At 39.5% G+C, this 25,315-nt stretch carries 21 protein-coding genes; 1 reads left to right on the plus strand and 20 read right to left on the minus strand.

The window, feature by feature from the left end; genetic code table 11:
* The 10 genes from rsmB to M3189_RS01315 all read right to left on the minus strand — a co-directional run bounded on the left by rsmB (window position 1) and on the right by M3189_RS01315 (window position 11,527).
* Entirely contained in the window at window positions 1-1,350 is a 1,350-nt protein-coding gene (rsmB, locus tag M3189_RS01270) for a 16S rRNA (cytosine(967)-C(5))-methyltransferase RsmB (protein WP_251631060.1), read from the minus strand.
* Window positions 1,340-2,296: a methionyl-tRNA formyltransferase gene (gene fmt / locus M3189_RS01275; RefSeq protein WP_251631062.1), complete on the minus strand. Its 957-nt coding sequence runs from the start codon at window positions 2,294-2,296 to the stop codon at window positions 1,340-1,342. Before fmt ends, rsmB begins: the two co-directional genes overlap by 11 nt.
* On the minus strand, window positions 2,293-2,778 hold the full coding sequence (gene def / locus M3189_RS01280) for a peptide deformylase (protein ID WP_251631064.1): 486 nt from the start codon (window positions 2,776-2,778) through the stop codon (window positions 2,293-2,295). The genes fmt and def overlap by 4 nt, the downstream gene beginning before the upstream one ends.
* A 119-nt stretch (window positions 2,779-2,897) precedes the next feature.
* Window positions 2,898-5,309, minus strand: coding sequence for a primosomal protein N' (gene priA, locus M3189_RS01285; RefSeq protein WP_251631066.1), 2,412 nt, complete (start codon window positions 5,307-5,309; stop codon window positions 2,898-2,900).
* Window positions 5,296-6,519: a bifunctional phosphopantothenoylcysteine decarboxylase/phosphopantothenate--cysteine ligase CoaBC gene (coaBC, locus tag M3189_RS01290; RefSeq protein ID WP_251631069.1), complete on the minus strand. Its 1,224-nt coding sequence runs from the start codon at window positions 6,517-6,519 to the stop codon at window positions 5,296-5,298. The genes priA and coaBC overlap by 14 nt, the downstream gene beginning before the upstream one ends.
* A gap of 138 nt (window positions 6,520-6,657) precedes the next feature.
* Window positions 6,658-6,903 (minus strand): DNA-directed RNA polymerase subunit omega, encoded by a 246-nt coding sequence (gene rpoZ / locus M3189_RS01295; protein ID WP_090758072.1) that lies wholly within the window; start codon window positions 6,901-6,903, stop codon window positions 6,658-6,660.
* Window positions 6,904-7,518, minus strand: a complete 615-nt coding sequence (gene gmk / locus M3189_RS01300; protein ID WP_251631071.1) for a guanylate kinase — start codon at window positions 7,516-7,518, stop codon at window positions 6,904-6,906.
* An 11-nt stretch (window positions 7,519-7,529) separates the two neighbouring features.
* Window positions 7,530-7,793 carry an extracellular matrix/biofilm regulator RemA gene (gene remA, locus M3189_RS01305; RefSeq protein ID WP_251631074.1) on the minus strand — a complete coding sequence of 88 codons (264 nt, stop codon included), beginning with the start codon at window positions 7,791-7,793 and terminating at the stop codon, window positions 7,530-7,532.
* 60 nt (window positions 7,794-7,853) lie between these two features.
* Window positions 7,854-8,729: a YicC/YloC family endoribonuclease gene (locus tag M3189_RS01310; RefSeq protein WP_251631076.1), complete on the minus strand. Its 876-nt coding sequence runs from the start codon at window positions 8,727-8,729 to the stop codon at window positions 7,854-7,856.
* Window positions 8,730-8,848: 119 nt separating this feature from the next.
* Complete coding sequence (locus M3189_RS01315; RefSeq protein ID WP_251631078.1) at window positions 8,849-11,527, minus strand: calcium-translocating P-type ATPase, SERCA-type; 2,679 nt, start codon at window positions 11,525-11,527, stop codon at window positions 8,849-8,851.
* A gap of 213 nt (window positions 11,528-11,740) precedes the next feature.
* Here M3189_RS01315 and M3189_RS01320 point away from each other — a divergent pair, with 213 nt between their 5' ends.
* Window positions 11,741-13,453, plus strand: coding sequence for an Rqc2 family fibronectin-binding protein (locus M3189_RS01320; protein ID WP_251631080.1), 1,713 nt, complete (start codon window positions 11,741-11,743; stop codon window positions 13,451-13,453).
* A 30-nt stretch (window positions 13,454-13,483) separates the two neighbouring features.
* On the opposite strand, the gene pyrE is transcribed toward M3189_RS01320, so the two are convergent.
* From pyrE to pyrR, 10 genes are all read right to left on the minus strand, one after another.
* Window positions 13,484-14,116, minus strand: coding sequence for an orotate phosphoribosyltransferase (gene pyrE / locus M3189_RS01325; RefSeq protein ID WP_251631082.1), 633 nt, complete (start codon window positions 14,114-14,116; stop codon window positions 13,484-13,486).
* Window positions 14,113-14,829, minus strand: coding sequence for an orotidine-5'-phosphate decarboxylase (gene pyrF / locus M3189_RS01330; RefSeq protein ID WP_251631084.1), 717 nt, complete (start codon window positions 14,827-14,829; stop codon window positions 14,113-14,115). The genes pyrE and pyrF overlap by 4 nt, the downstream gene beginning before the upstream one ends.
* Window positions 14,801-15,742, minus strand: a complete 942-nt coding sequence (locus M3189_RS01335; protein WP_251631086.1) for a dihydroorotate dehydrogenase — start codon at window positions 15,740-15,742, stop codon at window positions 14,801-14,803. The genes pyrF and M3189_RS01335 overlap by 29 nt, the downstream gene beginning before the upstream one ends.
* Window positions 15,739-16,512, minus strand: a complete 774-nt coding sequence (locus tag M3189_RS01340; protein WP_251631088.1) for a dihydroorotate dehydrogenase electron transfer subunit — start codon at window positions 16,510-16,512, stop codon at window positions 15,739-15,741. Before M3189_RS01340 ends, M3189_RS01335 begins: the two co-directional genes overlap by 4 nt.
* Window positions 16,509-19,715 (minus strand): carbamoyl-phosphate synthase large subunit, encoded by a 3,207-nt coding sequence (gene carB, locus M3189_RS01345; protein ID WP_251631090.1) that lies wholly within the window; start codon window positions 19,713-19,715, stop codon window positions 16,509-16,511. The genes M3189_RS01340 and carB overlap by 4 nt, the downstream gene beginning before the upstream one ends.
* Entirely contained in the window at window positions 19,694-20,800 is a 1,107-nt protein-coding gene (locus M3189_RS01350; protein ID WP_251631092.1) for a carbamoyl phosphate synthase small subunit, read from the minus strand. Before M3189_RS01350 ends, carB begins: the two co-directional genes overlap by 22 nt.
* Window positions 20,797-22,086 (minus strand): dihydroorotase, encoded by a 1,290-nt coding sequence (locus tag M3189_RS01355; RefSeq protein ID WP_251631094.1) that lies wholly within the window; start codon window positions 22,084-22,086, stop codon window positions 20,797-20,799. The genes M3189_RS01350 and M3189_RS01355 overlap by 4 nt, the downstream gene beginning before the upstream one ends.
* Window positions 22,046-22,990, minus strand: coding sequence for an aspartate carbamoyltransferase catalytic subunit (locus tag M3189_RS01360; RefSeq protein WP_251631096.1), 945 nt, complete (start codon window positions 22,988-22,990; stop codon window positions 22,046-22,048). The genes M3189_RS01355 and M3189_RS01360 overlap by 41 nt, the downstream gene beginning before the upstream one ends.
* Before the next feature lie 161 nt (window positions 22,991-23,151).
* Window positions 23,152-24,462 carry a solute carrier family 23 protein gene (locus M3189_RS01365; protein ID WP_251631099.1) on the minus strand — a complete coding sequence of 437 codons (1,311 nt, stop codon included), beginning with the start codon at window positions 24,460-24,462 and terminating at the stop codon, window positions 23,152-23,154.
* 161 nt (window positions 24,463-24,623) lie between these two features.
* The gene (gene pyrR / locus M3189_RS01370) at window positions 24,624-25,166 is read right to left on the minus strand and encodes a bifunctional pyr operon transcriptional regulator/uracil phosphoribosyltransferase PyrR (protein ID WP_251631101.1); all 543 of its coding nucleotides are present in this window, start codon (window positions 25,164-25,166) and stop codon (window positions 24,624-24,626) included.
* Window positions 25,167-25,315 lie beyond the last annotated feature (149 nt).

Raw genomic sequence — 25,315 nt, forward strand, 5'->3', positions numbered from 1 at the left:
TTACACCTTCTTTCTTAAGCTTGCGATAAAGAACCCATCAGAGCCAAAATCCTGAGGAAGAATTTGTAAAAAACCTTCTGTTACCAATGGTTGGATGGCCTCCGGCATTCTATCTCTTAAGGTAACATCCATTTCAAATTCAGGATGCTCCTGTAAAAATGTAAAGACAGTATTTTCATTTTCTTCCTTATCTACTGTACACGTACTATAGACAAGAATTCCACCTTTTTTGACTAAAGGCGACACAGATTTTAATAAATTTTGTTGAATTATACTTAATTGATTAAGATCTTGTTCTTTTTTAGTATATTTCATGTCCGGTTTCCTTCTCATAACCCCTAATCCAGAACATGGGGCATCGAGAAGTATTCGGTCAAAGTATTCCTTTTCAAAATGTTCTCCCGCATTTCGTGAATCCATTGCGATTGTCCTTATATTGCCCAAACCTAAACGTTTAGCATTTTCATTAATTAATTTTACTTTGTGCTCATGTAAATCGAGCGAGATTACTCCCCCGGTTAGTTTCATGGTTTCTGCAATATGAGTACTTTTTCCGCCAGGAGCTGCGCAAGCATCCAAGATTAGTTCGTTTTCATTGGGAGCTAGTGCATAGGCTGCGAGCATTGAGCTTTCGTCTTGAATGGTAATCATGCCTTTTTTAAATGCCCTTGAAAAGGCTAAATTTCCTTTTAGCGAGCGAATTGCTTCAGGAATAATTGGGCTTTTTTCGATTTGAAAGCCTTCTTCATCAAGATCCTCAATACATTCACGTATGGTAGTTTTCGTTAGATTCACTCTTGCTGTTTGCAGCGGTGCAGTTAAGTTGACCTCACACATTTCTTTTGTTCTTTCCATACCAAACTGACTTACCCATCTCTTAACGAGCCATTCTGGGTGGCTTGTTTCGATTGATAATCTTTCAATGGGATCACTAATCACATCCAAAGATGGAATGCCTTCACGCTGAATACTGCGTAGGACACCATTTACCATACCAGAAATACCCTTGTGGCCCCGCTTTTTGGCAATTTCCACTGCTTCGAATATTGCTGCTCTATCTGGGATTTTATCAAGGTATACCATTTGATAAAGGGTAATCCTTAACAGCTGAAGGACCCATTTTTCCAACTTTTTGCTGTTTTTAATAAAGGGCTTTAAAAAGAAGTCTAGTGCCATCCTTCTTTGTAAGGTTCCATATGTTAACTCAGTCAGAAGCCCTATATCAAGAGAAGAAATTTTATTTTTCTCAATCGTTGTATTAAGCAGCAGGTTACTATATGATTGGTTCTTTTCTATCGTATCCAGTAAATCCATTGCGGCTTCACGCACATTTTTCTTTTTATTCGTCATTTGATTCTCCTAGTCTCTTGCCAACTATGATTTTCGATCCTGCACCTCTGTAAAATTCTTCACTCGTCATTTTTGTTTTACCAGCGGGCTGCAGCTCTTTAATCTTAATAGCTGTTTCATTACCGGTTGCTACAATCATACCCTCAGGATTATTCTGAATGATAGTCCCAGGCACCTCACTCTTCACTCCTGTAACCTTTTCAGAGCGCCATAGTTTCAATGTTTGACCATCTAGAGTTGTAAAAGCAACCGGCCATGGATTTAATCCGCGAATATGATTATAGATTTCCTCACCTGTTTTGGACCAATTGATTCTTTCTTGATCCCTTTTTATGTTATAAGCGAATGTGGCTTTTTCATTATTTTGAGGGACAGGTGTTAATTTTCCTTCTAATAGCTTAGGAAGCGTATCTGACAGTAATTCAGCCCCTGCAGCACTAAGCTTTGTATGAAGTGAACCAACATTATCTTCCTCAGTAATTTCCACCTCAACTTGCGTTAATATATCACCTGCATCCAGTTTTTCTACCATATACATAATGGTTATCCCCGTTTTCTTCTTGCCTTGGATGAGGGCATAATGGATAGGCGCCCCGCCCCGAAGTTCTGGCAGAAGAGAGGCATGAACATTAATACAGCCATGTGTTGGTGCTTCTAATATTTCATTTGGCAATATTTGTCCAAAAGCGGCTGTAATGATGAGGTCAGGATTCAAAGAAAGAATCTTTTCCATTTCATCTTTTTGGCGGATTTTTTCAGGTTGATAGACCGGGATTCCATGTTTTAACGCTTCAACCTTGACAGGCGGTGGAGTAAGCACCTTTTTTCTGCCAACAGGTCTGTCGGGCTGAGTAACCACACCAATAACCTCATAACCGTCATCAATAATTCTACGCAGGACGGGTACAGAAAAATCCGGGGTACCCATAAACACGATTCTCGTCATTCCATTTCTACTCCTTTTAATTCATCTTCCTCGAGATATCGGCTTACCTTCGTTGTAAATAATATCCCGTCCAAATGATCAATTTCATGAAGAATCGCTCTAGCAAGAAATTCTTCTGCTTCGAGCGTGTACTTTTTTCCCTTGCGATTATAGGCCTCAATCTTCACATAATTTGGTCTTGTAACCTCTCCAAACAAATCTGGAAAGCTTAAACATCCTTCTGGCCCATTTTGCTCCCCAGATGTTTCTATGATTTGAGGATTAATCATCTCAATTGTCCCTAGTTCATTATCTATATCAACAATGGCAATTCTTTCATCTATTCCAATTTGCGGAGCAGCAAGTCCAACACCATCGTATTCAATCATTGTTTCATACATATCATCAAGTAATTTAGCAAGCTTTCTGTCAAATTTCACTACAGGTCTGCACTTTTTTTCGAGTACCTCTGCAGGGTACATAACAATCTTTTGTATAGCCAAAGGTGTTCCTCCATCTGATTCAAAGTTGTCCGATTTTTTTATCTGTTATAATTTATTACTATTCATTTTCACCCAAAATACTTGATCATAACCTTTTATATCAACGATTTTTGAGTATCTTACATTAATATAAATGGGTTTACGTCTATGGATACTAGTAATCCGCTTTTTGGGTCGTTTTGGTACTGGTCGAGTATGGTTTTTAACGTCTTTGTAAGCTCTGGTTCACGCTTATATTTAATAAGGCAATGGTAGCGGTATCGATTGTTAATTCTTGGGATTGGTGAGGCAGCAGGTCCCAAAACAACTGCTTGATTAGAAATTCGTGACCGTACAAAAGCAGCAATCTTTTCCGTTGCCGAAACTACGTTTATTAATTGTTCATGACTGATGGTAATTAAGGCTAAATAATAAAATGGCGGGTAATGATGTGCCTTTCGCATCATCATCTCACGATTATAAAAAAGATCATAGTCCTGTGTTCCAGCAAGTTCTATACTATAGTGTTCAGGAGTATACGTCTGGATAATAACTTCCCCGGGTAATTCATGCCGCCCCGCCCTGCCGCTAACTTGGGTTAATAGCTGGAACGTTTTTTCAGAAGAGCGAAAATCTGGTAAATGAAGCATTGTATCTGCTGAGAGAACTCCAACAAGTGTGATATTCGGAAAATCTAGTCCTTTGGCAATCATTTGTGTCCCTAAAAGAATATCGGCATTCCCTTCATGAAATTCCTTTAATAGCCTCTCATGCGACCCCTTTTTTCCTGTTGTATCTACATCCATCCGAATTACCTTTGCCTCAGGAAGAATTTTACCAAGCTCATCCTCCACCTTTTGTGTTCCTGTCCCGAAATAACGGATATAATCACTTGAACATTCAGGACATTGATTAGGCACATGGCTTTCATGTCCGCAGTAATGGCATTTCATCTGTTCCTTAACTCTGTGATAGGTTAAGGAAATATCACAATTAGGGCAATTCATCACGAACCCGCAATCCCTGCACATAACAAAAGAAGAGTGACCGCGTTTATTTAAAAATAATACAGTCTGCTCTTTCCTATCGATTCTTTCCTTCAATAGTTCAAAAAGCTTTCTAGAAAACATGGAACGATTCCCTGCTCTAAGTTCTTCACGCATATCAATAATTTCAACAGCAGGAAGTGCCCGCTGATTCATTCGGTTTGGGAGAGACAACAGTTTGTATACCCCTTTTTGAGCTCTTGCAAATGATTCTAAAGAAGGTGTAGCACTTCCGAGGACAACCGGACATTTATATTTACCTGCACGTTCAATCGCCACATCTCTTGCATGATAGCGAGGCATTTCTTCTTGTTTATAGCTTGTTTCATGTTCTTCATCAATAATAATAATCCCCAGATTTTCGAATGGAGCAAAAATCGCTGACCTGGCACCGACAACCACTTTGACTTCTTTGCGCTGAATCTTCCGCCACTCATCATATTTCTCACCTGCTGAAAGTCCACTATGTAATACGGCAACTAAATTGCCAAAACGCCCTTTAAAGCGATTTACCATTTGTGGAGTAAGAGCAATTTCTGGTACAAGAACTATGGCTTCTCTGCCTTTCTCAATGACATCCTGAATAGATTGCAAGTAAATTTCAGTTTTCCCGCTGCCTGTTACCCCATAGAGGAGGAAAACTTCATGGACCCTATCTTCAATTGAACCTACTATTGGCCCCATAGCTTCCTGCTGATCATTGGTTAATGGCAAAGGTTCCGTCCTGGTAAAAGTCCGGTTTTCATAGGGATCACGATAAACTTCCATATCCTGTTCAGTGAGGAGTCCCTTTTCCACAAGCGCTTTTACGGTCGCTGCTGAGATATTTAAGTTGGCTGATAAATGTCTCAGTTCTACTGGTTCAGGTTTTTGAATAAAGTACCTCAATGCCTGTTTTTGCTTTTCGGCTCTAGGTGATAAGCTATTGTGTTCAGCTTCTAAGTCAGCAGGAGATAGGAGCGGGCTGACATACTTTAATTTCTTTTTATTCAGCTTTCCTTTTACTAGATAGATTACTTCCAGCAGGCCTTTTGCTGCTTCTCTTTGAAGGATGGGGACCAGACCATTTTTCAATGCGTCATCCCAATTTATCGCTTCCTCATTTTTAAAAATCTCTTGAAGCTGTAAAGGTAATTCATAAATTGATATACCTGTAGACAGCTGTACCTTCTTTTCATATTTAGCCTTCAAGGCAGCTGGGAGCATAGCTTGATAGGCATAAATTTTAAAACACAGCGTAGTTTCAGTTAGCCAATTCCCTAGTTCAAGTAATTCCTTATTTAAAACTGGCTCTAAATCCATCGGCTCACAAATTTCACGGAGCTTTTTATATTCTGATTGAGCTTTTATCTCCGTAACAAATCCTTGAATTTTTCTTGGACCAAAAGGGACAATTACACGCATACCTGGCTGAATGGTTTCTAACCATTCATCTGGAATTAAATAATCAAACTCTCTATCCGTTTGTTTTGCAGGAACATCAACGATTACACTAGCAACTTTCATTTGGTTCCAAATCCTTTGGCAACGCAGTAATAGCTTCAATAATCCTGTAAGCAACATCCAGCTTTGACATTATTGGTAACTCAATTTTAGATCCATTTCGCATGAATAACGTAACAATGTTTGTATCCATACCAAATCCAGCACCTTCTGATTTTACATTATTGGCCACAATCATATCTGCATTTTTAGCCTTTAATTTTTTTAGTGCGTATTCTTCTACATTTTCAGTTTCAGCTGCAAATCCAACTAGAATCTTATTTCTCTTCATGGTACCAAGCTCAGATAAAATATCTTTCGTTCGTGCTAACTCGATTACCTTATCACCAGGCTGCTTTTTCATCTTATGGTCATAGGAAACTTTAGGAGTATAATCAGCTACTGCAGCTGTTTTTATAATAATATCAGCAGCAGCATAGTTGTTCATGACAGCCTGATACATATCATCTGCACTCTCAACTTTAATTAAATCGACACCTGGTGGTGGAGTTAAATGGACAGGGCCAGAGATTAATAGAACCCTCGCTCCTTCTTTCATCGCTGCTTCTGCAAGAGCATATCCCATTTTCCCTGTGGAATGATTCGTTATAAAACGGACAGGGTCAATATTTTCTCTTGTTGGACCAGCAGTGATTAAGAGTGTTTTCCCAATTAGCTTTAAGGAGCTTTTTTTAGAAAAATGCTGTTTTATTAACTCTACAATTTTCTCAGGCTCCTCTAGACGGCCCTTACCTACATACCCGCAAGCTAGATAGCCCTCACTCGGTTCAATAAATTGATAATGGTATGAAGACAAGATTGAAATGTTCTTTTTCACTGCCGGATGGTCATACATATGGACATTCATCGCTGGCGCAATCCAAACGGGTGCAGTTGCAGCTAATAAGGTCGTCGTTATCATATTGTCTGCAATACCATTTGCAAGCTTTCCTATCGTATTTGCCGTCGCTGGTGCTACTAGTATTAAATCTGCCCAATCAGCTAAATCGATGTGTGCAATCACATTAGGGTTTTTCTCATCAAAAGTGTCGATATACACTTCGTTACGAGATAAAGCCTGAAAGGTTAAAGGGGAAACAAATTTTGCTGCAGAGTCACTTAGTATTACTTTTACCTTTGCTCCTGCTTGGACAAGTTTGCTTGTTAAGGCAGCAGCTTTATACACCGCAATTCCACCTGACACACATAATAAAATCTTTTTATCCAACATCATCGTATCCCCCACTTCTATTCAACAAGTATTTATTCTTTTATTATGCTAGAAACACTTTATTTTTTCATCTTTTACAGCACTCTTTCGACAAAAAATAAAAAAGGCTGACATTTTGCTGCTGTCAGACCTTCCTGGTGGTTACTTGCCAATATTGCTATCTTTTCCGTATATAGCACCTGTTTCTGATTTCTTAGGAACACGATAGGTAAGTTCACCGCTGTATATTTCCTCGAGCGCTTTCCCTACATGCTTATAGGAAACATATTTAGGTAATCTTTCGTCATGGGTTTGCTGCATAGAACGAGCACGTTTTGCTGCAACAGAAACGAGTGAGTATTTTGAGTCAATTTTATTGAGCAATGAATCAATCGAAGGATATAACATTTATTCGACCTCCAGTAATTTTTTATATCGGTGTTCAACACGTTCTCTGCGACAATGTTCAGCGACAACAATTGCTTTCACACGTTCACAGGCCAATTCTACTTGATCATTTTCTACGACATAATCGTATAATTCCATCATTTCAATTTCTTCACGGGCAGATAACATCCTATTGTTAATTAACTCTTCTGTTTCCGTACCTCTAGTTACAATCCGGTTCTTTAACTCAGAAAGACTCGGAGGCATTAAGAAGATAAATAAACCTTCTGGGAACTTCTCCCTGACCTGCCGTGCGCCTTTGACTTCGATTTCTAAAAAGACATCTTTTCCAGCATCTAAGGTTTCACGCACATAATCTACAGGGGTACCATAATAATTTCCTACGAACTCTGCGTACTCTAATAATTTCCCTTGTTTAATTAATTCTTCAAATTCATCGCGTGTCTTAAATAAATAATCTACCCCATTTACTTCTCCAGGGCGTGGAGCACGTGTTGTTGCAGATATAGAATATTCAAAAGCCGTGTCCGGATGGGAAAATATTTCTTTTCTAACCGTTCCTTTTCCGACACCAGAGGGACCAGAAAATACGATAAGCAATCCTTTTTCCTGCATTTCCTATAATCCTACCCTTCATCCATAATTTCATCACGGTCGCTCAGACGATGGGCAACCGTTTCAGGCTGTACTGCTGATAGAATGACATGGTCACTATCCATGACAATTACAGCACGAGTACGTCTTCCATATGTAGCATCAATCAATGAACCCCGATCGCGGGAATCTTGAATAATCCTCTTAATCGGAGCAGATTCAGGGCTTACAATTGAAATTATCCGATTGGCAGATACGATATTTCCAAATCCAATATTAATCAATTTAATCGACATGAAAATCAATCCAATCATCAATAATATATTTTTGCCGTGTCAAACATATTCTAAACACTCTTATTCGATATTTTGTACTTGTTCTTTCAGCTTTTCAAGCAAACCTTTTATCTCTACGACTTTAATTGTTATCGTTGAATCATTTGCTTTTGATCCAATTGTATTCGCTTCCCTATTCATTTCTTGAACAAGAAAATCTAGTTTTCTGCCAATTGGTTCTACTTCGTTCAGCGTTTGAGTAAATTGCTGAATATGACTTTTTAACCTTGTTAATTCTTCATTAATATCAATTTTATCAGCAAATATAGCAACCTCTGTTACTATCCGCGTTTCATCAAATTGTCCCTGAACCAACTCTTCCATTCGTTTCCTTAATCGGTCCTTATAAGCAGAGACAACTAGGGGCGCAAATTCTTTCAGTTCATCTATATTTATAGCTAAAAGCCCCAAAGAAGTGAGCAAATCCTTTCTTAGCTCTTCTCCTTCCGTTACCCGCATCTGCTTACATACTAAAACCGCTTCTTCTGCAGCTTTAAGTACTAAATTTTCCAATTCTTCATTCCCAGCATCATTTTCTTCAATATGTAAAAATTCATTACGCGTTAATAAATCCTGAAGTAATACGTTTCCTTCAATATTGAATTTATCACGTGCTTGTTTAATAAATAGGTAGTATTCTTCAAGCAGCTTCCAATCAACCTGAATTTTTCGTGTTACCGCACCCTCCCCTTCAATCATTATATAAACTTCTGCTCTGCCACGACGAAGATGCTCATTTAATTTTTTCTTTATCTTATCTTCAACATTTAATAAGTGCCTAGGCATCCGAATATTTATTTCACTAAAACGATGGTTGACTGTTTTGACTTCTACATTCACAGAAAAAGAGGCTGAAGCAATCCTGCTTCTTCCAAAGCCCGTCATACTTATAACCATTAAGTACACTCCAATCAATTGAAGATGAGCGTTAACCTACTATGTAAAGTTTATTAATATCTGGAAACTAACAAAAGGTAATAGAGTAACCTCTACTACCTTTTGCATTATAACACACTTTATTTTGTTTTTCTTAACAAAAATGATCCGGCTAGTAAAAAAGTTGGAATAGAGGATAGTCCTATAATCAAAAGCCAATCTTTTGCTAGAATTGGTAAGGTGTGAAATATCGGTTGAAATGGCGGGTAATAGATTACCACAATCATTAGTGCAAGGGAAGAAATAACTGCCCAGACTAGGTATTGATTCCCGAATGGATTTCTTGATAGAACTGATTTTTCGCTCCGACAATCAAATACATGAATGAGCTGTGCCATAACAAGAGTTGCAAAAGCAATGGTTTGTGCATATGGCAAATTTGCAGGGTTCTGATTATAGACAATCATAAAGGCAAACAAGGTAACTATTCCAATAAGGAAGCCCCGAGAAACGACTTTCCAGCCTAATCCTCGAGCAAACACTCCTTCATTTGGACTCCTTGGTTTACGCTTCATTACATCCTCTTCTGGCCGGTCAAGTCCTAGAGCCATTGCTGGCAGCCCATCGGTCACTAAATTAACCCAGAGGATTTGAATCGGCACGAGTGGAAGCGGTAGTGCCATAATCATGGCAAACAACATAACCAAAATCTCTCCTACATTTGAAGCTAGTAAGTATCGAACGAATTTTCGAATGTTTTCATAAATATTTCTGCCCTCTTCAATGGCTGACTTAATGGTTGCAAAGTTATCATCGAGCAATACAAGAGAAGAAGCCTCTTTAGCCACATCTGTTCCCGTTATCCCCATTGCCACACCGATATCTGCAGCCTTTATTGCTGGGGCATCGTTCACGCCATCACCGGTCATCGCTACAATGTGGCCTCTATTTTGTAAAGCTTTAACAATTTTCAATTTATGCTCTGGTGAAACGCGTGCAAATACGGATACATTATCTACAACATCCTCAAGCTCTTCAACCGACATGGTTGATAATGCATTTCCATCAAGGACCATACTTTTCTTCGTTAAAATACCAAGCTGAGCTGCAATGGCTTTAGCTGTAATGATATGATCACCTGTTATCATCACCGTTTTTATTCCTGCTTCGTTACATTCTTTCACCGCATCTTTCACTTCTGGTCTTGGCGGGTCAATCATTCCTTGAACACCTATAAAGGTTAATTTATTTTCTGCTTCCTGTTCGCTTAAGATAACGGTATTGGCTGAAATAGGTTTAAAGGCAATCGCAATGGTTCTAAGTGCTTTGGAAGCAAGACTATTGATTGCCTCTTGCACTTGACTCTGAACATTTTGCCCAAGATATTGTGTTTTGCCATCCCAGAGGATTGATTCACTTTTACCTATAATGACATCCGGTGCACCTTTTGTAACAATAAAGTTCCTGCCTTGTTTATCTTTAACATGCATACTCATCATTTTTCTTGTTGAGTCAAATGGAAATTCTTTAATGATGGTAAATTCATCCAATAGATTTGTACGGTCAAACCCTGCTTTCATAGCACTTACGAGCAATGCACCTTCAGTAGGGTCTCCGTCAAGAATGTAATCTTCCTCTTTTAGCACTAATTCTGAATGATTGCAGATCATCCCAAAAATAAGCATTTGCTGCAGCGCCTTCTCATCTTTTGGAGAAACCTGTGTATTATCACGATAAAAATCTCCATGAGGCTGGTATCCAACCCCGTCAACTGTCCAAGTGTGACCTCCACTCCATAAATGAGTAACTGTCATTTTGTTTTGCGTCATGGTTCCCGTTTTATCAGAACAAATAACCGAGGCACAGCCAAGTGTTTCAACTGCCGGAAGCTTTCTAACAATGGCATTTTTCTTAATCATTTTTTGGACTCCAAGCGACAATGCAACCGTTACAATTGCCGGTAATCCTTCTGGAATAGCGGCAACTGCCAGGGAAACACCTGCTAAGAACATGGTATAAAGCTCATGTCCCTGTAAAACACCAATTGCAACCACGAGAACGGTTAACAATAAAGCTACACTTATTAAAATTTTCCCTAGCTGCTCTAAACGCCGCTGCAGAGGTGTTTCTTGTGTTTCGGCATTTTGGAGTAAATCGGCAATTTGTCCCATTGCTGTTTTCATCCCTGTCGCAATTACAACTCCTGCACCACTCCCCCTAGTAATCATCGTGCCCATAAATGCGATGTTTTCCATATCACCAATTCCAGGGTTTACTGTTTTCAAACGATCTATATGCTTAGACACGGGTACAGACTCACCAGTAAGGGCTGACTCTTCGATTTCTAAACTTCTAGATTCGATAATCCGTACATCGGCACCAATTCTATCTCCACTTTGAAACTTAATGATATCTCCAGGAACAATTTCTTTAGAAGGGATTTTCACCCACTGTCCATCCCGTAATACGGAAACCTGTGGTGCTGATAATTCCTTGAGTGCCTGCAAGGATTTCTCAGCTCTTCTTTCTTGATAGAAGCCAAGAATACCATTAATGATTACAATAGCAATAATCGCTACTGCATCAATATATTCACCAAGTAATCCGGATAATAATGTGGCTGCGAGCAGCACTAAAACCATAAAATCTTTAAACTGACTAAAAAATAAGAGTAAAGCAGATTGCTTTTCCCCTTCCTCCAACTCATTAAGCCCATGTTGGGCTATTCGTTTCTTTACAGCTTCCGGTGATAACCCAGACGAAAAGTCGGTATCTAAGACCTTTTCTACTTGATTTATCTCCATCTCATGGAATTTCATCCGACCATCTCACTTCCCCCTAAATTTCTTAGACATACTTCTTAAGAAAGCTTATTCAGCCTCGTCCCAAAAAATGCTATGATAATTTAGAACAGTTATCATAGCTAATTGAACAAGATAAAATGAGACATACTCTAACCTAGTAAGAGACATTCTCTTACCTAGTAAGCTATACTAAAGAAAAGAAACAGTTTGAAGTAAAGGATGTTTTCCATGTCATTTGATGGTTTATTTACAAAAGCAATGGTCGATGAACTCGTACGCACCTTAAAGGGCGGCAGAATCAATAAAGTACATCAGCCTTATAAAAATGAAGTAATTCTCACAATCCGTGCAAATGGAGTGAACCAAAAATTATTATTTTCTGCACACCCAAGCTATGCACGAGTACAGCTCACTAACGAAGCATACGAGAATCCCAGCGAACCTCCTATGTTCTGTATGCTGCTAAGAAAACATATTGAGGGCTATATTCTAGAGGATGTCTATCAGGTCGGAAATGATCGAATGATTATTTTTGAAATTAAAGGACGTAATGAAATCGGAGATATCAGCTACAAGCAGTTAATTATTGAAATAATGGGCAGACACAGTAATATTATTCTAGTTGATAAAACAAGGAACATTATTCTAGATAGCGTGAAGCATGTTTCGTTTGCAGTAAACAGTCATAGAGCCATTTTACCTGGGCAGCCCTATATTTATCCGCCTGAACAAAATAAACAAAATCCGTTCTTAGCAGTTGAAGATGATGTATTAAGAAAGATTGATTTTAATAGCGGAAAGCTTGATCGGCAGCTGGTTGAACATTTTGCTGGAACCTCACCACTATTCGCAAAAGAAGTTATTTTCCAAAGCGGGATTGCCAATCGTACAACAGTCCCTAAAACGTTCATTCAAATAATAGATAAAATCAAGAGTGGAGCAATAGAGCCTTCTATTATTGCGACAGAGAATAAGGAAGTGTACTACCTCTTTCCACTTGAACATGTAAAAGGAGAAGTAAAAAGCTTCTCAACCTTAAGCGAAATGCTCGACCGTTTTTATTTTGGAAAGGCTGAGCGTGACCGGGTAAAACAGCAAGGAAATGATATCGAACGGTTAATCATCAATGAAAAAGAAAAGAATGAGAAAAAAATTGAGAAATTAGAGAATACCTTAAGAGAGGCTGAGAAAGCCGAACAGTTTCAGCGCTTTGGTGAACTGTTAACAGCTAATCTCTATGCTGCTAAAAAAGGGATGAAGGAAATTGAAGTGGTCGATTATTATGATGAAATGGGCGGGACGGTAGCGATTCTCTTAGACCCGCGGAAGACACCTTCAGAAAATGCGCAAAAGTACTTTTCAAAATACCAGAAAGCAAAAAATTCCGTTTCCATCGTAATCGAACAAATTGAAAAAGCACGTGAGGAAGTATTTTATTTTGAAAATTTACTTCAACAGGTGCAATCAGCATCACCAAAAGATATCCAAGAAATACGCGAAGAATTAATTGAAGGCGGTTATATCCGAGGTCGTCAAAAACGAAATGCGAAAAAGATATCTAATGCCAAGCCGATACTTGACCATTATCTTTCTTCCGATGGTACTGAATTAATTGTTGGAAAAAACAATAAGCAAAATGATTATTTGACCAATAAACTTGCAGCCAGAGATGAAATTTGGCTGCACACAAAAGACATTCCTGGTTCGCATGTTGTCATTCGAAGTAAGGATCCATCTGAAGGAACCATCTATGAAGCAGCAAACTTGGCTGCCTATTTTAGTAAAGCCCGAAACTCTAGCTCTGTACCAGTAGATTATACAAAGGTGCGCTATGTTAAAAAGCCTAATGGTGCAAAGCCCGGATTTGTCATTTATGATAATCAACAGACTGTCTATGTTACACCTGAAGAGGAAATGGTCCTTAAACTTAAGAAAAAATAAAATGGCCCCGGATTTTCCGGGGCTTTTAGTCTATTCGAACCTCTTACTCCACTCTGAAGGGGATTTACTCCAAGAAAGTAAACTCTCTTGATCATCTTTACTGATATAGTTCTTATCTATGGCTACTTCCACTAGATTAGCAAAATCAGTCAGTGATTCACTTTTAATCTCTTCTTGTGCGAATGCTTCCCTCCCTTTATCTAAACCATATGTAAATATTGAAACCACGCCAAGCACTTCACACCCAGCTTCTCGCAGTGCTTGGACCGCAGTAATGACACTTCCTCCTGTAGAAATTAGATCTTCTACAACCACAACCTTTTGTCCTGCTGCCACTTTGCCTTCTATTTGGTTTCCTTTGCCATGGCCTTTTGCTTTTGAACGAACATAGCACATTGGCAAGTTCAATAACTCACTAACCCATGCAGCATGTGGAATCCCCGCAGTTGCAGTGCCAGCAATTACTTCTGCATCTGAATATTTCTCTAGAATAATAGATTGCATTCCTCTTGCTATCTCTTTTCTTACTTCCGGATAGGAAAGTGTCAAGCGGTTGTCACAATAAATAGGTGAACGTAATCCTGAAGTCCAAGTAAATGGTTCGTTTGGCTTTAATGCAACTGCATTTATCGTTAATAATTTTTCTGCTATTAATTTTTTCATACTTGAACACTCTCCCATGCTTCTATCCATTTTTCATAACTTTTCACTGGATCCTTTGATCTTGTGATGGAACGTCCCACGACAATCGAGGTAACACCCGCATTTCTTGCGAATTCTGGGGTGGCAACCCGTTTCTGGTCTCCAGTGCTATCATTGCCCATCCGTATTCCAGGGGTAACGGTGTAAAACTTCTTACCTAGCTTTTCTCGAATAGGTACTGCCTCCCAAGCAGAGCAAACGACTCCATCTAAACCAGCTTCTTGAGTTAAAGAGGCATAATGTAGAACGGATTGTTCAAGAGAACCAGAAATGAGCTGCTCTTTGTTCATTTGTGCTTCTGATGTGCTTGTAAGCTGAGTAACTGCAATACAAGCTGGGCGCTTCCGTCCTGCTGCAGTCCCTGCTTCTAATCCTTCTATTGCAGCAGACATCATCTCTTTGCCCCCTGCAGCATGTACATTCACCAGGTCACATTCCAGCCTAGCTAGACCCTTCATTGCACTCAGTACTGTATTTGGAATGTCATGAAGCTTTAAATCCAGAAAAATCCGATGTCCACTTTCTTTTAAAAAGTGAACAATGTCAGGACCTTCCTGATAAAATAACTCCATCCCAACTTTCACGAAAAGTTCCTTTTGATTAAAAGGTTGTAAGAATTGTTCTACCTCTTTACGATTTGTAAAATCAAGCGCGATGATAAGCGAGTTCTCCATGCTCTTTCCAGCTCCTTCCCCTGCATTCACTGATATGTTCATAACCCAATTGATTTAAAAGTAAAGGTAATTCATCGATAATCGTCGGACAGACAAAAGGATCCACAAAATTGGCTGTTCCTACTGCTACAGCACTTGCTCCCGCATAAAAGAATTCAATAACATCCTCAGCAGACTCAATCCCCCCCATCCCTATGACAGGAATGGTTACTGCTTGACTAACTTCATAAATCATCCGTAAAGCAACTGGTTTTATTGCAGGTCCAGATAATCCACCGGTGTTATTAGCTAATATTGGCTTACCTGTTTTTAAATCAAGTCTCATTCCAACAAGCGTGTTGATCATCGTTAACCCATCAGCACCACCTGCTTCTACTGCTTTTGCCATTTCTACAATATTGGTTACATTCGGAGAAAGTTTAACATAAACCGGTACTTCCGAAACTTCTTTCACCCTACGAGTTAACTGCTGTGCCACTTCAGGAATCGTACCAAAAGCAATTCCCCCTGTTTTTACATTTGGGCAGGAAATATTCAATTCTAATGCATGGACGTTGGGAGCTTTAGATATGCTTCGTGCTACCTCAATATAATCTTCTTCAACGGAACCTGCGACATTCGCAATGATTGGAACATCAAATTGGGATAACCATGGCAATTCACTGCTGATAACTTTCTCTAAACCAGGGTTTTGCAGACCAATTGCATTTAACATCCCAGCAGAGGTTTCTGCCACTCTTGGGGTTGGATTGCCAAATCTAGGTTCCACCGTTGTAGCTTTAATCATAATCGCACCAAGTTTACTCAAATCATAAAATTGGCTATACTCTTTGCCAAAGCCAAAGCATCCAGATGCAGGCATAATGGGATTTTTTAGTTTCAAACCCGGAAGCTCTATATTTAATCGGCTCATATTAGTACCTCCCCTGCACGGAAAACTGGTCCATCGCTGCATACTTTTTTATAAGAAACTCCGGAAGGGTCTTCGCTGCTTTTACATACACAAGCAAAGCATGCCCCTATGCCACAGCCCATTCGTTCTTCTAAGGATAAAAACAGTTTCCTATCTGAATACTCTTTTTCAATTGCTTTCAACATCGGCGTTGGCCCGCAAGTATATAGGCAATCAAACTCTAAATTTTTAATAATATCCGTTACAAAGCCTTTTTTTCCATATGAACCATCAACGGTGGTAATATAGGTCTCTCCATAGTCCAAAAATTCTTTTTCATAAAATACTGCACTTTGGGTTTGGAAGCCAAGGACATGGATGACCCTTACCCCTTTAGCAATCAATTGTATTGAGAGTTCATATAAAGGTGGCACACCAATTCCACCCCCTACTAGTAAAGCCGTTTCCCCTGGACTTAGTTCATTGACAGGAAACCCATTGCCTAAGGGACCGAGAATATCTAACTGCATCCCCTGGCCTTTTTCAGCAAGAAGGGAAGTCCCTTTCCCTTCCCTTCGATAGATCATTGTAAATTGAGAATTCCCTTTATCAACCGAAGATATACTGATTGGTCTTCGCAATAAAGGGTCGAAAGACTTATCGACCCGAATATGCACGAACTGACCCGGTGCTTTTATCTCATTCACAAGATTTGCTTCAACGGTAAGTTGAAAAATGTCATTTGCAATTTCCTTTTGGGAGATGATTTTGCATAATTCCTTTTTTATCATGCAAAAACCGCCTCCTTTTCCTCTACAGCCATAGGTTCAGCTGAAAAATTCATTGATTCTATCACTTTAAGTATCGCATCCGCTGTATCTAATGAGGTTAAGCATGGGACCCCATTTTCAACTGCTTCACGGCGAATTCTAAATCCATCTCGTTCTGGCTGCTTTCCTTTTGTTAAGGTGTTAATAATAAACTGGGCTTCTCCATGGTGAATAACATCTAGCAGTGTTTTGCCTTCTGCTCCAATTTTCCCAATTACCTTTACTGGCAGACCTGCAGATTTAAGTACTGCCGCTGTTCCACCTGTAGCCATTAGACGGTAGCCGTTTGCAGCAAATCTTTTAGCAAGCTTTAATGATTCTTGTTTATCTTTATCTGCAACAGTAAACAATACTGTCCCGAATTTTTGTATACTCATTCCTGAAGCTACTAAACCTTTGTAGAGTGCTTTTTCAAGTGTGCAATCCTTACCCATTACCTCGCCAGTTGATTTCATTTCAGGACCGAGTGTGATATCAACACTTCTTAACTTAGCAAATGAGAATACTGGAACTTTCACATAAACACCCGTCTTTTCAGGGACGAGACCAGTCGTGTAGCCTTGTTCAGTTATTGAAATTCCTAAGATTGCTTTTGTTGCAATTTTTGCCATTGGAACATTCGTGATTTTACTCAGAAATGGAACTGTACGGCTGGAGCGTGGATTGACTTCTAGTACGTATACTTGATCCTTCGATATTACGTACTGGATATTTAACAATCCTACGATGTTTAGTCCTTTAGCCATTTTCTCTGTGTATTCAACCAGTGTTTGTTTAATTTTTTCTGAAAGTGTTTGAGGTGGATACACGGCAATGGAATCCCCTGAATGGACCCCTGCTCGTTCTATATGCTCCATTATTCCAGGTATTAATACATTTTCACCGTCACAGATCGCATCCACTTCTATTTCTTTTCCTGTTAAGTAGCGGTCAATTAAGACCGGATGTTCTGGATTAATTTTCACGGCATTTTCCATATAATGAAGCAGTTCTTCTTGTCGATATACGATTTCCATTGCACGGCCGCCAAGAACATACGAAGGTCGAACAAGGACCGGATAGCCGATATCATTAGCGATTAGGATTGCTTCATCCACCGATAATGCGGTTTTTCCAAGCGGCATTGGAATCTCGAGCTGCATGAGAGCTTGTTCAAATTTATCTCTGTTCTCTGCACGATCTAAATCCTCTAGACTTGTTCCAAGAATTTTTACCCCGTTTTCTTCTAAACCTGCAGCAAGATTAATCGCTGTTTGCCCGCCAAATTGTACGATTACACCCAGAGGATTTTCTAAATCAATAATACTCATGACATCCTCAATTGTTAGCGGCTCAAAGTAGAGCTTGTCGGAGATACTGAAATCCGTTGACACCGTTTCTGGATTATTATTAATAATAATTGCTTCATAGCCTGCTTCTTTAATCGCTTTAACAGAATGGACAGTCGCATAATCAAACTCAATGCCTTGCCCGATGCGAATTGGACCAGATCCAAGAACAATCACACTCTTTCTGCCTGTGACAATGGATTCATTTTCATCCTCATATGTTCCATAGTAGTAAGGTGTTTCTGATTCGAATTCAGCTGCACATGTATCTACCATTTTATATACTGGGACCATACCTAAATTTTTGCGTAGATTGTATATATCTTTTTCCTTTTGGTCCCAAAGCTCAGCAATCTTTTTATCTGAGAAGCCCTTTTGTTTTGCTTCCTTAAGAATTTCTATATCCATTGGGTTCCCAGCAAGCTTTGTTTCAAACTCGATGATTCCGCGCAGTTTGTGTAAGAAAAATAAATCGATTTGGCTCCATTGATGAATGGTTTCAACTGTAATACCTCGCTTTAATGCTTCTGCGATATAAAAGAGCCTCTCATCTCCAGCTTTCGTAATTCGTTTCTCAAGTAATTCATTGCTGATGTCTGCTGATCCATTTAATTCAAAATGATGGACACCAGCTTCGAGTGACCGTATTGCTTTTAATAAGGACTCCTCAAAGGTGCGTCCTATCGCCATAACTTCACCTGTTGCTTTCATTTGTGTTCCAAGTGAACGGTTCCCTGATTCAAACTTATCAAATGGCCATCTCGGGATTTTCGTTACGATATAATCAAGAGCGGGTTCAAAGCTTGCATAGGTTTTACCCGTTACCGGGTTAAGCATTTCATCTAATGTTAAACCTACTGCAATTTTTGCTGCAAGCTTGGCAATTGGATAACCCGTTGCTTTTGAAGCAAGAGCTGAAGAACGGCTTACCCTTGGATTTACTTCGATGATGTAGTAGTTAAAGCTATATGGGTCTAATGCAAGCTGAACATTACAGCCGCCTTCTATTCCAAGTGCACGAATGATTTTTAGCGAAACATTTCTTAATAGCTGATATTCTCTGTCACTTAATGTTTGGCTTGGTGCAACAACAATCGAATCACCTGTATGAACTCCAACTGGATCAATGTTTTCCATATTACATACGACGATGGCATTGTCATTTCCATCACGCATTACTTCATATTCAATTTCTTTATATCCGGCAATGCTTTTCTCAAGTAAGCATTGATTTACAGGACTATGCTTTAAACCGCTTGTCACGATTTCGTCCAATTCTTCTGAATTATGGCAAATACCTCCGCCAGTCCCTCCAAGCGTATAGGCAGGACGAACAATGACAGGGAATCCTATTTTTTCCACAAATGCGTGTGCTTCCGCCAATTCATGAATAATCTCACTATCCGGCACGGGTTCACTCAGTTCATTCATTAAACTGCGGAATAAGTCACGGTCCTCTGCTTGTTTAATAGCTGATAACTTCGTTCCTAAAATTTCTACTTCACATTCTTCCAAGACCCCTGATTTAGATAACTCAACCGCAAGATTAAGACCCGTTTGACCACCGAGAGTAGCTACAAGCGCATCGGGACGTTCTTTGCGAATGATTCGGCTTACAAATTCCTCGGTTAATGGTTCAATATAGACAGCATCAGCAATCTCTGTATCCGTCATAATCGTGGCAGGATTGGAATTTACGAGAATCACTCGATACCCTTCTTCTTTAAGAGCGATACAAGCCTGGGTGCCTGCATAATCAAATTCTGCTGCCTGGCCAATGACAATGGGCCCTGAACCTATTACTAAAATGGAGTTTATATCAGTACGTTTTGGCATGTTGTGGAAACCTCCTGTTTTTGGGCTTCAATCATTGCAAGGAACTGATCGAATAAATGGTTTGCGTCTTCAGGTCCTGGTGAAGCTTCTGGATGGTATTGAACGGTAAAGGCTGGATAATCGATGTGCTTTAAGCCCTCTACCGTACCATCATTTAGAGCAATGTGAGTAACTTCTAGTCTGGTATTCTGTAAGGATTTTTCTTCTACGGTATATCCGTGGTTTTGTGCCGTAATCGCGATTTTCCCAGTTGCTAAATCTTTAACAGGGTGGTTAGAACCTCGATGACCAAATTTCATTTTGTCTGTATTGGCACCGCATGCTAATGCAAATAATTGGTGGCCAAGACAAATCCCAAATATTGGTACTAAACCAAGTAACTGCTTAATCATATGAATAGCTTCTGGGACATCTTTTGGATCCCCAGGACCGTTGGAAAGCATAATTCCATCTGGTCGTAATTGAAGGATTTCATCCGCAGTTGTATGATATGGAACCACAACAACATCACAATTACGTTTATTTAATTCTCGTAATATTCCATGCTTCATTCCGAAATCGACAAGAACAATTCTTTTCCCTCTGCCTGGACTTGGGTAAGAATTTTTTGTAGAAACTCTTCTGACTTGGTCAATCGGCAGTTTTGTCTGTCTTAACTTACTGATTACTTCATTTGGATCACTTTCAATCGAGCAAATTGCACCCTTCAAAGTTCCGTATTGACGGATAATTCTAGTTAATTTACGTGTATCAATACCTGCAATCCCAGGAATATTTTTCATTTTAAAATACTCATCCATCGTAAATTCACTTCTCCAATTGGATGGGAATTCTGCAGCTTCTTTTACGATAAAGCCTTTCACCGCAGGGGTAATCGTCTCAAAATCATCCCGGTTGATTCCGTAGTTTCCAATAAGCGGATACGTTAGCATAACAATTTGCCCGCAATAGGATGGGTCAGAAAGTATTTCCTGATAGCCAGTCATTCCTGTATTAAAGACGACTTCTCCGATTGTATCCATATGACTTCCAAAACCTTCACCGATAAAAATCGTTCCATCCTCTAAAATTAACTGTGCTTTCATACTGTTACACGTCCCTTCTCCCAAACTACTTCACCACTTGCTATCGTCATTAGCGGCCAGCCCTTACAATTCCAGCCAGCAAATGGAGTGTTTTTTCCTTTAGATAAAAATTCTTGTGGGTCAATTGCTTTTTCTTCGTCAAGATTTAATAGAACAATGTCGGCTGGCGCTCCTACTTCAATTTTTCCAAAAGGGAGCGAAAAGCTTTCCGCAGGCTTTTTCGTTAGAAATTCAAGTAATTGCTCAAGACTAATAATGTTCTTTAATACTAAGTGTGTATAGAGCAGTGGAAATGCCGTTTCCAATCCAACAATTCCAAAAGGTGCAAGCTTCATTCCCTCATTTTTTTCTTCTGTTGTATGCGGTGCATGATCGGTTGCAATAAAATCAATCGTTCCATCGAGGAGTCCCTCAATTAATGCATCACGATCTGCAGTATCACGAAGTGGTGGATTCATTTTAAAGTTCGAATCAAGATTTTCTGGAATATCGTCTTGAGTTAATAATAAATGGTGTGGTGTTACTTCGGCAGTAACTTTAATCCCTGCTCTTTTTGCATCTCTAATTACTCGAACCGATTCTTTTGTACTAACATGGCAAACATGATAATGGCATCCAGCGGCTTCAGCCAAAAGGACATCCCTTGCAATCTGAACAGACTCACAAACTGAAGGAATACCGTTTAAACCATTCCTCTTCGAAAAAGATCCTTCATGGACGCAGCCTTTGTTAATCAGAGTATTCTCTTCACAATGTGCGACAATCGCCATGTTCACACTTGCTGCTTTTTGCATTGCTTCGAGCATCTTGCTTGCATCTTGAACTCCGACACCGTCATCGGTGAAAGCAAAGGCTCCAGCATTTTTTAACGCTTCAAAGTCTGTTAATTCTTTTCCTAATTGCCTTACGGTAATGGAGGCATACGGCAGTACTCTTACTTTTGCTGTTTCCTTAATTCGCGTTTGAAGCCATTCCATTTGTTCTTTCGAATCTGGAACTGGTCTTGTATTCGGCATAGCCGCTAGTGTTGTAAAACCACCTCTTGCAGCAGCATGTGTACCTGTAGCAATTGTTTCTTTTTTCTCGCCGCCAGGTTCGCGCAGATGAACGTGTAAATCAACAAAGCCTGGTGATACTAACAGACCTGCTGCATTAACTGTACGATCCACACTTACTTCAAGATGATCATCTATTCTTGTGAAAATCCCATTTTCTATTAATATATCAGCCTGTTTCGTTTCACCGTTAGATGCTATGTAGCTGGCGTTCTGAATAAGTAGTTTCATTCTCATACACTCCTTTTATACTTTCAATTGATCTCTTTAAGACAGCCATTCTTACGAACACACCATTTTCCATTTGCTTAAAAATTCTCGAACGTTTGCATTCTACTAAGCTATCTGATATCTCAACATTTCGATTAACTGGTGCTGGGTGCATAATAATACTTTCTGGCTTCATATTCTTTTCTCTTTCCAAGGTGAGACCAAATTGTTTATGGTAATCCGCTGCTGTATAGCTACCCTTTTTTTGGTGTCTCTCATGCTGAACACGAAGGAGCATGACCACGTCTGCATCAGCTATCGCCTCATCAATTGGTCTAAATCTTGCAGCACTTAGACTATGATGATCAAACCACTCGATTGGTCCTGAATAGATAACCTCTGCTCCTAATCTTGTCAGGGTATCCGCATTGGAACGGGCTACTCTGCTATGCCTAATGTCACCAATGATGGCTATTTTCAATCCTGTAAAAGTTCCAAACTCCTGGTAGATGGTTAAAAGATCTAGAAGTGATTGTGTAGGATGATGCCCACACCCATCGCCTCCATTTATAATTGGGATATTTATTTTTCCAACGAGCTCATCAAAGTAACGATCCTGTCCATGGCGAATGACTACCGTATTCACGCCAATGGATTCGAGTGTTTTTACTGTATCGTACAGGGTTTCCCCTTTCTGTACACTCGAAGTTTGTACTTCAAAAGGAATAACGTTTAATCCTAACCTTCTTTCTGCCATTTCAAAACTTGATTTTGTTCTTGTACTTGCTTCAAAGAATAAGTTAGCAGAAAACATTTGACCTTCTGGACCCCATTTCATTCCATCCGCAAAACGCTGAGCATCTGTTAAAATTTGATGTATCTCTTCCACTTTTAACTCATTTGTGGTTAGCAAGTGATTTAACATGCTATTCCCCCATCTCCATTTTAGTAAAAAAAGGCCCTGATCAAATCGACCAGGGTGCAATTGAATCTTACCAAGTACATCAATGTGCAGGCACATTACGATGGCACTTAGTATTACACCCTTATAGCCTCTCTGGACTATTTTTAAAAGGTTCATTCTCTCTATGCTGTTTTTTGCTTATCTTTTTCTACTGTTTGTTCAAACATATCCTCACTTACTGGTTCTCTTCCAGGAAGGATTAAATGTAAGAGAACTCCCGCTATTGCGGCAAATGCCATTCCTTGAATCTGGAAGGATTCTGAAACTTTTATAAAAGCACCGCCAATTCCGATGACAAGAATAACAGATGAGATGACCAAGTTACGCTTGTTACCAAAATCAATTTTACTGTCTACCAGCATCCGTAATCCTGATGAAGCAATAATTCCGAAGAGCAGGATGGAAACACCACCCATAACAGGCGTTGGAATTGTGCTGATTAATGCTGTTATCTTGCCAATAAATCCAAAGATTGTAGCAAGAACGGCTGCTCCTGCAATGACATACACACTGTATACTCGTGTTATCGCAAGGACACCGATATTCTCACCATAAGTTGTCTTCGGTGGTCCACCAATCAATGCAGATATAATGGTTGCTGTTCCGTCACCCAAAATCGAGCGGTGTAAACCAGGTTCTTTAATATAATCACGTCCAACTACTTTACTTAGAACGAGCTGGTGACCAATATGCTCGGATAGAGTTACGATTGCAACTGGTACCATTAGAAGAGCTAAATCCCATGTTACTTTTACCTCATAGCTTACAAACGGAATGATGAATTCAGGCATTTCAAACCAATTCGCTTCTAATACTGGCTTAAAATCAACAATGCCGATTGCAAAGGAGTAAAGGTATCCAATCACTATTCCTGTCAGAATCGGGATAATGCTCAACATGCCGCGCATGTAAATGGTACAGATAATGGTTGCTGCTAAAGTTACCAGTGCTGCCGAGAAATGAATCAAGCTATATTCACCTGCGGGATTGTTCATCGCCATGCTAACTGCTGTACCAGACAGCGCTAATCCAATGACGATAATGACTGGACCCACAACAATGGGTGGCAGAAGATTCATTATCCAGCGATGACCTGCTTTACTAATTATAAGTGCGACAATTCCGTAAACAAGACCTGCAAGGAATGAACCTATCATGGCGCCCCCTGGACCAGCCGTTGCTTTCGCCGCTATTACCGGAACGATAAAGGCAAACGAAGACCCGAGGTATGCAGGTACTTGCCATTTTGTAATCATTAAGAATGCAAGTGTACCTAAACCGCTTGATATCAATGCAATCGCTGGGCTTAACCCAACAAGATAGGGAACAAGTATGGTTGCTCCAAACATGGCGAATAAGTGCTGTAAGCTTAAAGTGAGCCATTGGACTGGATTGGGAATCTCTTTTACGTCTAAGATGGGTTTATTATTCAATTTTTCTCCTCCATAATCTTTTATTATTTTGTGTTTTTTCTCATAAAAAAACCCTCTTTGTCCATGAGAGTACAAAGAGGGTATGGAAATGCCATTTAAGCTTTTATTATGGCATTTTCCCCTTTGTCAGACTCACAGGACTGCAATTAAAGGGTTACTATTTACTTTTCAAAGATACTTACTTGGTCAACCTTATCGACATCTTCTAATTCTACAACTACTTTTTCACTACTTGAAGTTGGAATGTTTTTACCAACATAATCTGCTCTTATAGGAAGTTCACGGTGCCCTCGGTCAACTAGAACAGCAAGCTGTATAGTAGCAGGACGACCAAGATCCATAATCGCGTCAAGTCCTGCTCTAACCGTACGTCCTGTATATAAAACATCATCCACAAGAATCACTTTTTTATCTTTTAATTGTACTGGAATATCTGATCCCTTAACAAGTGGTTCCTGATCATCTGTTTTCTTCGTTAAATCATCGCGATACAAGGTAATGTCCAATTCACCAACTGGTATTGGTTTGCCTTCAATTTCTTCGATTTTGGCAGCGAGTCTCTCCGCAATGAATATTCCTCTAGTACGAATTCCTACCAGTACACAATCTTCAATCCCTTTATTTTTTTCGATGATTTGGTGAGCAATTCTTGTTAAGGCTCTTCCGATTGCTTGCGCATCTAATACTACGGCTTTTTGATTCATTCTCAACACCTGCCTATTTTAATAAAAAAACCTCTCACGCTTATCGAGGTGAGAGGTAAGAGTTTATCAGTATGGGCATAGGTATCCCAACCAATTAATCCGTTTCCTTCTCAGCCTCACTGGACTGTTTTAAAGGCATATTCAACTGT

The sequence above is a fragment of the Neobacillus niacini genome, from assembly GCF_023715415.1.
GTDB classification, from domain to species: domain Bacteria; phylum Bacillota; class Bacilli; order Bacillales; family Cytobacillaceae; genus Neobacillus; species Neobacillus niacini_C.

Bases quoted from the DNA above. Each gene is read 5' to 3' on its own strand.
- rsmB (WP_251631060.1), bottom strand. From the start codon at position 1,350: ATGACGAATAAAAAGAAAAATGTGCGTGAAGCCGCAATGGATTTACTG.
- fmt (WP_251631062.1), bottom strand. From the start codon at position 2,296: ATGACGAGAATCGTGTTTATGGGTACCCCGGATTTTTCTGTACCCGTC.
- priA (WP_251631066.1), bottom strand. From the start codon at position 5,309: ATGAAAGTTGCTAGTGTAATCGTTGATGTTCCTGCAAAACAAACGGAT.
- coaBC (WP_251631069.1), bottom strand. From the start codon at position 6,519: ATGATGTTGGATAAAAAGATTTTATTATGTGTGTCAGGTGGAATTGCG.
- rpoZ (WP_090758072.1), bottom strand. From the start codon at position 6,903: ATGTTATATCCTTCGATTGATTCATTGCTCAATAAAATTGACTCAAAA.
- gmk (WP_251631071.1), bottom strand. From the start codon at position 7,518: ATGCAGGAAAAAGGATTGCTTATCGTATTTTCTGGTCCCTCTGGTGTC.
- remA (WP_251631074.1), bottom strand. From the start codon at position 7,793: ATGTCGATTAAATTGATTAATATTGGATTTGGAAATATCGTATCTGCC.
- M3189_RS01310 (WP_251631076.1), bottom strand. From the start codon at position 8,729: ATGGTTATAAGTATGACGGGCTTTGGAAGAAGCAGGATTGCTTCAGCC.
- M3189_RS01315 (WP_251631078.1), bottom strand. From the start codon at position 11,527: ATGAAATTCCATGAGATGGAGATAAATCAAGTAGAAAAGGTCTTAGAT.
- M3189_RS01320 (WP_251631080.1), top strand. From the start codon at position 11,741: ATGTCATTTGATGGTTTATTTACAAAAGCAATGGTCGATGAACTCGTA.
- pyrE (WP_251631082.1), bottom strand. From the start codon at position 14,116: ATGAAAAAATTAATAGCAGAAAAATTATTAACGATAAATGCAGTTGCA.
- pyrF (WP_251631084.1), bottom strand. From the start codon at position 14,829: ATGGAGAACTCGCTTATCATCGCGCTTGATTTTACAAATCGTAAAGAG.
- M3189_RS01335 (WP_251631086.1), bottom strand. From the start codon at position 15,742: ATGAGCCGATTAAATATAGAGCTTCCGGGTTTGAAACTAAAAAATCCC.
- M3189_RS01340 (WP_251631088.1), bottom strand. From the start codon at position 16,512: ATGATAAAAAAGGAATTATGCAAAATCATCTCCCAAAAGGAAATTGCA.
- carB (WP_251631090.1), bottom strand. From the start codon at position 19,715: ATGCCAAAACGTACTGATATAAACTCCATTTTAGTAATAGGTTCAGGG.
- M3189_RS01350 (WP_251631092.1), bottom strand. From the start codon at position 20,800: ATGAAAGCACAGTTAATTTTAGAGGATGGAACGATTTTTATCGGTGAA.
- M3189_RS01355 (WP_251631094.1), bottom strand. From the start codon at position 22,086: ATGAAACTACTTATTCAGAACGCCAGCTACATAGCATCTAACGGTGAA.
- M3189_RS01360 (WP_251631096.1), bottom strand. From the start codon at position 22,990: ATGTTAAATCACTTGCTAACCACAAATGAGTTAAAAGTGGAAGAGATA.
- pyrR (WP_251631101.1), bottom strand. From the start codon at position 25,166: ATGAATCAAAAAGCCGTAGTATTAGATGCGCAAGCAATCGGAAGAGCC.